7 protein-coding genes are annotated in these 6,721 nt (G+C 59.3%); 4 read left to right on the forward strand and 3 right to left on the reverse strand.

Annotated elements, in window-relative coordinates:
• Positions 1-493: 493 nt before the first annotated feature.
• Together IM760_RS18595 and IM760_RS18600 are read right to left on the reverse strand one after the other, a co-directional pair.
• Positions 494-1,039 (reverse strand): hypothetical protein, encoded by a 546-nt coding sequence (locus IM760_RS18595; RefSeq protein ID WP_204431722.1) that lies wholly within the window; start codon positions 1,037-1,039, stop codon positions 494-496.
• A gap of 66 nt (positions 1,040-1,105) precedes the next feature.
• Positions 1,106-1,678: a hypothetical protein gene (locus IM760_RS18600; RefSeq protein WP_204431723.1), complete on the reverse strand. Its 573-nt coding sequence runs from the start codon at positions 1,676-1,678 to the stop codon at positions 1,106-1,108.
• A gap of 697 nt (positions 1,679-2,375) precedes the next feature.
• Between IM760_RS18600 and IM760_RS18605 the strand changes: the two genes are divergently transcribed.
• Positions 2,376-2,912, forward strand: a complete 537-nt coding sequence (locus IM760_RS18605) for a DUF192 domain-containing protein (RefSeq protein WP_204431724.1) — start codon at positions 2,376-2,378, stop codon at positions 2,910-2,912.
• A gap of 22 nt (positions 2,913-2,934) precedes the next feature.
• Here IM760_RS18605 and IM760_RS18610 read toward each other — a convergent pair whose 3' ends face one another.
• The gene (locus IM760_RS18610) at positions 2,935-3,639 is read right to left on the reverse strand and encodes a transposase (protein WP_204431725.1); all 705 of its coding nucleotides are present in this window, start codon (positions 3,637-3,639) and stop codon (positions 2,935-2,937) included.
• Positions 3,640-4,437: 798 nt separating this feature from the next.
• On the opposite strand from IM760_RS18610, the gene IM760_RS18615 reads away from it, so the two are divergent.
• From IM760_RS18615 to IM760_RS18625, 3 genes are all read left to right on the forward strand, one after another.
• On the forward strand, positions 4,438-4,818 hold the full coding sequence (locus IM760_RS18615) for a DUF192 domain-containing protein (RefSeq protein ID WP_338021417.1): 381 nt from the start codon (positions 4,438-4,440) through the stop codon (positions 4,816-4,818).
• 98 nt (positions 4,819-4,916) lie between these two features.
• Complete coding sequence (locus tag IM760_RS18620) at positions 4,917-5,078, forward strand: hypothetical protein (protein WP_204431727.1); 162 nt, start codon at positions 4,917-4,919, stop codon at positions 5,076-5,078.
• 141 nt (positions 5,079-5,219) lie between these two features.
• Positions 5,220-6,656: a hypothetical protein gene (locus IM760_RS18625; protein WP_204431728.1), complete on the forward strand. Its 1,437-nt coding sequence runs from the start codon at positions 5,220-5,222 to the stop codon at positions 6,654-6,656.
• Positions 6,657-6,721 lie beyond the last annotated feature (65 nt).

The following is a 6,721-nucleotide window of genomic DNA, read 5'->3' on the forward strand; positions in this document are numbered from 1 at the left end:
GTCTGTCTCACTCTCATGCAAAGGTAAGATCAACCATTTAATCCGCTTACCCAAAAGAAGGAGACAAGATACTGTCGGCCAGTGGCTTTCCTCTAGGGACAGAGGCAGATGATCTGATGGCAGTCGAGGCTTTTAAAGCGTCAGGATCCGCAAGTATCCTTATCGAAAAAGCTGATGGAACCCAGATGACGATTGCCTATCCTCCGTAAGGACAGGGCAACTTGTTTTGATCTGCCTGCTTACGTCGCCTATTGACAAAACACCCTAGTAGGCTTGGTAGCGAGGATGAAATTGGCATGTATGCTGCTTGTTCAATATGCCAAACGTATAAGATCTAGGTGCTTGGATAAGCGGTGCGATAGAGTACATGCAAACTTGCTGGGAATTCGGATAGATAACGATTTTCGCCTACCTGCTTTGGTCCAGCCCAGATGTCCCTCAATCCGCCCCTCCCCCCCCTTTTTTTCTCGGCTACACCCATATAGGCAGAGATTTATCTAAAGATATCTACGTCCGCCCCTTGAGTAGTAAGTAGCCCAACCATTGTACAGGCACCAAAGACACTGGTTACGTCCAGGCTTGATGGGGCTCCATTCGGAGAGCTGGAATTGTTGTCAAAAACAGGGGTGAATGTTGTGGCTGTGCCGCAGCCGTTGATAGGAACATTATTAAATTCAACAGTGACTGGCATTGCTGTTCCCCCTAAAACAGGTAAGTCAGCATCATATATGGGCTTAGATACCCATGGCAGGGAGTTGATTACAACGATATTGCATAAAAAACTGCCCGGCGTAGCCAACGATGCATCTGTTATGGTTATGTTGCCTTCCGTGCCACTGCTGTCTTGTGTCACGACAGCATCGATATCAAAGGTGCAATTTATAGATGGTGGTAGCGACAGGTTCACCATTCCAGTTAGGTTGACGGAAGCAGATGTAACAGGGTTTGTGGGGCTAGATGAGTCGTAAATGCTAAAAGCATTTGCCTGTATTGAGAATAGAGTGAAAAGTGATGCTGTTAAAGTAAGTATGGCTTTCATGTTCATCTCCAAAAAAAAGAGGAGGGGGAACCCTCCTCTTCTTCTTTCTGGCCAAGCGACGCTGGCTTAGTTTTGAACCGCGTCGATGTCGTCGCCTTGTACGGTCAGCGTACCAACCAGGCTACATGAACCCAGGGTATTGCTCACCTCAAAGGTGGACGGTGCACTGTTCACGGTGGTGCCGTTGTTGTTGAATACGGCGGTGAAGTCCAGGTCGTTACCGCAAAGGTTAACGTCGATCTGGTCTTCAAACACGATGTCAACGTCTTGAGCTACGCTGGAGATCGGAGCGAGATCGCTGGCTGCTACATCGTTAGAAACCCAGGGGAAGCCACTGATAGACACCAGGCCGCAAAGGAAGCCGCCGCTGATATCGCCATCGGTGACGGTGATGCGGCCGGTGGCGCCGCCGCTATCTACTTCCACGGTACCGTCCAGAGTCAGGGTACAGGTGATGTTCGGGCCACCGCCGTAAGCCAGGGTAGTGGTCCCGGAGAAGGTACCATCAGCAGTAGTCAGCGGGTTGCCGCTATTGCCGGCTTCGTAGATCTCGCCCACTTGAGCTTGAGCGCTTACCGCACCAGTCAGAGCGGCACCGGCGACAACCGCCATCAGAGCTTTCTTCATTGACTTAGACATGAGAGTCTCCTCAATTCTTCCGTTTGTAAGGATTGATTCACGGCGATTCTTTACTTCTTCCGTGCTCGCCGTGACATCGGTCCGTGAGTTGTTGTTCTTTCCCCCCGAACCGACACCTTCGACATTAGAGGAACGCTCTGCGCCAGAGAATAGAAAAATTTGAAAACTGCGTTTTCGCGACTGATTCGGTATTGAAGAAACGTAAAGATGAAGATAAAACAATGACTTATGCGGATACGTCGCGCTTAGTTTTTTGCTCGATAATTCTTTATGTTTTGAATAGGGCGGCGATTCTCTTGTTTTCAGTGCGCCTATAAGTCGACTTTTATTCCTGCTGTGTACAAATGTTTCATTTATTAGAACGATATTCTGAATTTTATGTTTCCTGTTCCCGGGCGATGTAACCTTGGGTAACAGTTCGCCGCTTTTGGTTCCTCGGATTTATTCCCTTGGATGAGATCCATCGCGATAGTTTTATTAATCCTTTGGTAATCAGGGTTTTCTCTTGTCACTTCTGTAGTGATATGGGGTTCCCTGGCGCTTGGCGGCTTCGTTCGACTATGAAGGCTTGTCAGGATTATGGAATTATATCTTGAGCTGTGATCTGCTTAACAATAAAAAAGTTACAGATAAAATCCGGATGTGGCGATGCATGTAATTTTTGTTGCCTGCGGCACGCTGAAGAAAGGAGGGAAACGTGGATAAAGGTAAAAGATGGCTGCAGGGGGCTGTGATGGTGTGGGCCCTGGCTGCGCCGGTGGCTTATGGCGCGGGAGGCGGCGTCACTTTTGAGAGGGCTGCTGTCTGTCTGGGCGATATGTCGGATCCGGTGACGGTGGAAGTGGCCGAGACTGATAAGCAGCGTAACCGGGGGTTGATGGAGCGCACCGACCTGGCGGCCGACGCTGGGATGCTGTTTCTGTTCGACCGGGAAATGCATGTGGGTTTTTATATGTTCAAAACCCGCATCCCTCTGGATATCGCTTTCTTCGATGACGATAGGAAGGTGGTGGCGATGAAGACCATGGTGCCCTGTGTCAGCCAGGATCCCCGGCGGTGCGCGATTTATAACCCGGGTGTGGCCTTTTCGTCGGCGCTGGAAGTGAACGCGGGCTTTCTTAAGCGCCACGGAATCAAAAAGGGCGACCGGTACTCGATGACCTCGGCCGCCAAATGCAGCGCAGAGCGGGGGCGCGGCCAGGCCGCTGCGCGAGAAAGCCGCGCCGGGGACTAGCCCCGACGCGGAGGGGGAGGGTTTAGCGTTTGTCGCCGTCGCGACGTTTGCGGGGGCGGCCGGGGCCGCGGTTGAGAACCAGGATGTTGAACTTCTCGCGGACTTCCTCGACGAAGCGGTGGGAGCCGGTCAGGCGGTTCCGGAACAGCGCGGTGCGGATCAGCTCCATCTCGTTTTCATCCAGGCCGTCGCGCATGTAGGTTTTGAATGCCGCGGCCCGTTCCTCCACGCAGTCGCCCAGGCGGGCATACTCATCGGCATCGTCGAGCCAGTAGGGCGTGTGCTTGCCCAGGCGCATGCGATAGCTGCTGTGCGGGTAGTGGTAGGCGGAGGCGGCCAGGCCTTCCAGGGCGGGCAGGCGCTCCACGTAGCACATGCTGGCGAGCAGCCATTGGCCGGGCTCCACCGGGCTGGCCCGGTAGCGGGCTTCCCAGACCGAGCGCTGCTGGTAGAGCGACCGCCGGCGCAGGGAGATCCGGCAGGATACGGCCTTCATGAAGGTCGAGAGGTCGTCCGGATGCTGGCTGGCGGTGGCCACCAGGTGCAGCCGGTCCGGGAGCAGGGCCCAGGCGTGCAGCTGCACGTTGTAGCGCTTTTTGAGGATCTGGATCTGGTTCAGGCAGTGGCGATAGTCGGACTCATTGTTGAACACCGGTTCGCCTTTCCGGGTCTTGCGCATGATGTGGTGCGGATAGTCCTTGAGCACTAAGCGGTCCGTGCCGGTCATGATCGTCTCCTTCCAGTTTGTCCTGTGGTTGTTATTCGCGATCCGGAGGCGGGCCTGTGGCGGGCGGCAATTCGGACTCCGCTCTTTGGCCGGTACTGATCCCCGGATCGGGCCGTTTGGGGCTCGGGTCCCCTTCACGGCCGGGACTACGGTTGGTGCGCGATAATCGTCCGACGCTGACTGCCCGGTGAGGCAGGGTGGGTCGGATATGAGAGTCTGTACTTCGGAGTCATTTGACCTCCTGTCCGGTCTTCGTCACGGGGCGAAAAGCAGGTGCGGCGGGCCTTTCCTTGTGCCGGCGCCGCAGGGCTTAACAAGCCTCGTTTACCGGGAACGCATTGTTGTTATGTCTCTGGATGTCCTTATTCGGTGTTACCGCGCCAGATTTTTCTTCCTTGGTATGGCGCCCGCGCGTTTTTGCACGGTCTGTAAACCCTAATTCAAAAAGGCGGAGGGGAGAATGTCATTTCTGGAAAAGCGGCTTTGAGGGAGAGGAAAAAAATCCCGTGAATGGTACACTAATACCAATAAATTCAATGGCTTATACATCTTGTGCGATAAGACTTGACCCGACGAACGGTATCAAAATCCCGATAAGCGGTAGGTTTTGGTAAATCGTCTTGACTCATGGGACAGGGAAAGCCTGGTTTTACCACGGAAACCCGCATTCCTTGGGGTTTGGAGAGGTGAAGAGCGTCAATGTTCCCCCTTGGAATGATCAGAACGGGCATATTAGCGGTCGTTTTATTTACCCCCTTCGCGGCCGGTAATGCGCCCTTGCCGGAGACGTTGTTGTGCGTGGGTGACCCGCAAAGACCGGTCAGGGTGGAAGTGGCCTCCACCCCCGAGCAGCGTGCTCGCGGTTTGATGGAGCGCGACCGTCTGGCGGCGGACGCGGGCATGTTGTTTCGCTTCGATCCGCCGGCGCCGGCGGAGCAGGGGTTCTACATGTACCGCACGCGCATTCCGCTGGACATCGCCTTCCTGGACGCCGACGGCCGCATCCTCGACATCCAGACCATGACCCCCTGCGAGAGCCGCGTGGCCGTGTTGTGCCGCGTATATCGCCCCGGCCAGGGCTACCATCAGGCCCTGGAGGTCAACGCCGGCTACTTCCGGCGCCACGGCATCCGCCCCGGCGATCGCGTCCGCCCCGCCCGGGGCGACACCTGCCGTTAGGCTTCTTAGCCAATCCGAGTTGTTGAAACCGCTTGTGGATACCGTTGTGGCTTCGTATCGGCAGTGACACCCTGCTGATAACCGCGGAGAGGAATGCCATGAACAAGCGTGAGAAGGACCTGGAGCGTCGTCGCCTGGCTCTGTTGGAGGGCCTGCGGCGTGGCGAACGCGCGGCGCTGGAAGGCCGGACTGTAAGTCACGAAGAGGCCCGGAAGAGATTGAATCGCTGGCTTGGTTCCGAGGAGTACCCGCGTGAATGAGCGCAAGAGCCCAGGGTGTGTGAAACTCGAATTGCTAGGGAGGTAAATCGCGCCGTTAGAAAACAGGCAAGGCTTCCTGTCGTCCGCGGATTCGGGGTATGGTCATTGATGAAATCCGATTCCGAGAATAAGAAAAGCCCTATGCAACCACGTCCCGCTTCCACCCTGGCCCTGCTCCGCGATACGGACGCGGGGATGCAGGTTCTGATGCTCCAGCGCACCCACAAAGCCGTGTTCATGCCCGGGTTCTATGTGTTTCCCGGTGGCGCGGTGGACGCGGACGACCAGCGGCTGGCCGGGCGCCGGGCGGTGCACGGCCACGACGCGGCCTCCGCCAATGCGCTGCTGGGCGTGGAGGAGGGGGGCCTGGGCTATCTGGTGGCGGCGCTGCGCGAGAGTTTCGAGGAGGCCGGGCTGCTGCTGGCCCGGGACGGCGGCGGGGCCTGGCTGGGCGCGGACCACCCGGCGCTGGCGGCGCGCCATGCGGTGGCGGCGGGCGAGGTGGCGCTGTCGTCGGTGTGCGGGGAGCACGGGCTGACCCTGGCCCTGGACCGCGTCGCCTATCTGGATCATTGGGTGACGCCGCCGGGGCCGCCGCGCCGTTTCGACACCCGTTTTTTCGCCGCCGAGGCGCCGCCCGGGCAGGTGCCCGACCATGACGGTCAGGAGACCATCGACCATTGCTGGCTGACGCCCGCCGAGGCGCTGCGTGATCGTCGCGACGGTCGCCGGGAGTTCGCCACGCCGACCATCGCGGTGCTGCGCAAGCTGGCCGAGTTCCAGTCCGTGGACGCGGTGCTCGCCTACGCCCGCGAGCAGCGGCCCGGGACGTTTCCCACCCGCCCGTGGCCGGCGCTGAAGCGCGGCGAGACGGTGTACGTGGAACCGGGCCGGCCGGCCTACGACGAGCTGGTGCGGCTGGACCCCGAAGGGCGCGGTCAGGCCCGCGCCGCCCTCGAGCCGGGGGAGTGGGTGCGCCTGGGCGAGCATCTGTGGCGGCTCACCGCCGAGTCCGAGGGCGACGGGCCCGGCTTCAACAGCTATCTGCTGCGCCGGGACGACCAGGTGCTGCTGGTGGACCCGGGGCCGGGGCAGGGCGCCCATCTGGAGCGCTTGGTGGCGGCCTGCGCCGGGCGCCGGGCCACGGTGCTGACCACCCGGCCCGGCGATCAGCGCGCCGCTCTGGCGGCCCTGCGCGCGGCCACCGGCGCCACCCTGGTGGGGCTGCAGGCGGACGCCGACCAGCGGCCGGCGCCGGGCCGGCCGTTCCGGTTTGCCGGTTTCGAACTGACGGTGCTGCCCATGCCGGGGCAGGCGCCGGACCATCAGGCGCTGCTGTGGGGCGACGAGGGTATGTTGTTCGCCGGCACCGCGGTGCTGGAGCGCTCCCTGGCGCGGGGCTATCTGCCGGCGGCGGACAACGACGCCTATGTGGATGCGCTGGGCGAACTGCTGGAGGCGCCCTTGAACTGGATCGCCCCGGCCCGGGGCTTTTTGATGGGCCATCCGCACAAGGTGATCGACCACCTGATGACCCAGTGTCTGAGCCGGGTGGGGCGCCCGGCGGCTCAGGCCTGAGCACGGCCTGTCGCGACTGAAGTCGCTCCTTGTGTCTCTCCGCAGGGAGATGATTAGCTACCATC

Source organism: Alloalcanivorax marinus, assembly GCF_016906305.1.
In the GTDB taxonomy this organism is placed as follows: Bacteria; Pseudomonadota; Gammaproteobacteria; order Pseudomonadales; family Alcanivoracaceae; genus Alloalcanivorax; species Alloalcanivorax marinus.

Excerpts from the sequence above, each read along its gene's own strand:
- IM760_RS18595 (WP_204431722.1), bottom strand. The coding sequence starts at position 1,039 with ATGAAAGCCATACTTACTTTAACAGCATCACTTTTCACTCTATTCTCA.
- IM760_RS18600 (WP_204431723.1), bottom strand. The coding sequence starts at position 1,678 with ATGTCTAAGTCAATGAAGAAAGCTCTGATGGCGGTTGTCGCCGGTGCC.
- IM760_RS18610 (WP_204431725.1), bottom strand. The coding sequence starts at position 3,639 with ATGACCGGCACGGACCGCTTAGTGCTCAAGGACTATCCGCACCACATC.
- IM760_RS18620 (WP_204431727.1), top strand. The coding sequence starts at position 4,917 with ATGAACAAGCGTGAGAAGGACCTGGAGCGTCGTCGCCTGGCTCTGTTG.
- IM760_RS18625 (WP_204431728.1), top strand. The coding sequence starts at position 5,220 with ATGCAACCACGTCCCGCTTCCACCCTGGCCCTGCTCCGCGATACGGAC.